Source organism: Flavobacterium sp. FG68, assembly GCF_057808895.1.
Map to the genome: position 1 here is coordinate 1 of NZ_JBMDIY010000074.1, position 1,386 is coordinate 1,386.

The 1,386-nt window shown below is 33.5% G+C and carries 2 protein-coding genes; both read left to right on the top strand.

Features of this window, described 5'->3' with window-relative positions; all coding sequences use genetic code 11:
* Window positions 1-41: 41 nt before the first annotated feature.
* Window positions 42-470 (top strand): helix-turn-helix domain-containing protein, encoded by a 429-nt coding sequence (locus ACODSB_RS23950; protein WP_180857314.1) that lies wholly within the window; start codon window positions 42-44, stop codon window positions 468-470.
* A 14-nt stretch (window positions 471-484) separates the two neighbouring features.
* On the top strand, window positions 485-1,336 hold the full coding sequence (locus ACODSB_RS23955; protein WP_488938886.1) for an IS3 family transposase: 852 nt from the start codon (window positions 485-487) through the stop codon (window positions 1,334-1,336).
* Window positions 1,337-1,386 lie beyond the last annotated feature (50 nt).

Sequence of the window (1,386 nt, forward strand, 5' to 3'; positions counted from 1 at the left end):
ATGTCTTGTCCTGAAATAGCGATACAAAAAAAAAGATCGTTATGGAAAAACAAACAAGTTATGTTAAGCGAAGCCAGCGAGACTATAGTATGTCGCTGAAGCTTCAAATCGTAAGCGATATTGAAAAAGGATTTATTTCTGTTACTGACACCAGAAAGAAGTATGGAATTCAATCCCGTTCAACTATCGTTCAATGGCTTAGGAAATTTGGTAACTTTGATTGGGAGAACCAAACCTCAATCAAGATGACAAAAACACCTGAACAGAAGATTATGGAGCTTGAAGCTCAGGTCAAGCTTTTAGAAAAACAGAAGGCTTTTTTGGAAAGGCAGGCTTTTGTAGCCGACAAAAAGGCTATCCTGTTTGATATGATGATTGATTTAGCTGAAAAAGAATATCATATTGATATCCGAAAAAACTCTGTACCCGAACAATTGCCTGCTTTAAAGAAAAAGAACAACAAACAATAGAGTTTACCTGTTATTTGTTCGGGATAAACAGACAGGTTTATTATCGAAGGCTAAAAAGAGCAGCCATCAGACAGGACAAAGCTGAGAAAGTTGTTTTTATGGTCAAAAATATTAGAGAATTAATGCCTAGAATTGGAACCAGGAAACTCTACTATCTTTTAGCAGACAAACTTAGTCTGATAAAAATCGGCAGAGATAAATTTTTTAATATACTCAGGGCTAATCACTTATTGATACAGCCAAAAAGAAGCTACCATATAACAACAAACTCTCATCATCGCTTTAAAAAGCATGAGAATCAAATTTTAGATTTAGTAATAAATCGTCCTGAACAAGTCTGGGTGTGCGATATTACATATGTCGGAAAAAGAGATAATCCCTGTTATTTAAGTTTGATAACAGATGCATACTCAAAAAAAATAATGGGGTATTATACAGCTGAAAATCTCAACGCAGAGAACAGTTTGAAAGCTTTAAAAATGGCTTTAAAACAAAGAAGAAATAATGCTATGCCTTTAATACACCATTCTGACCGCGGACTGCAGTATTGTGCAGACCAATATCAGAAAGAGCTAATCAAAAACAAAGTATTATGCAGTATGACGCAAAACTCAGATCCGTATGAAAATGCAGTGGCAGAAAGAATTAATGGAATTTTAAAACATGAATTCTTAATTGATAAGCATACTCAGAACAGGGATATTAAAAACAAAATAATAAAGGAAGCGATAAGTATCTATAATGAACTCAGACCTCATTATTCTAACTATATGCTCACCCCAAGCCAGATGCATGAACAGGATAAAATAAAAATGAAAACCTATAAAAGAAAAAACACCTGCAAAAAACTTATTGCAGGTGCTTAATTAAATATTTTTGTCTAATTAAATCTGTATCGATTATTTAGGACTAGTCA

Excerpts from the sequence above, each read along its gene's own strand:
- ACODSB_RS23950 (WP_180857314.1), top strand. The coding sequence starts at position 42 with ATGGAAAAACAAACAAGTTATGTTAAGCGAAGCCAGCGAGACTATAGT.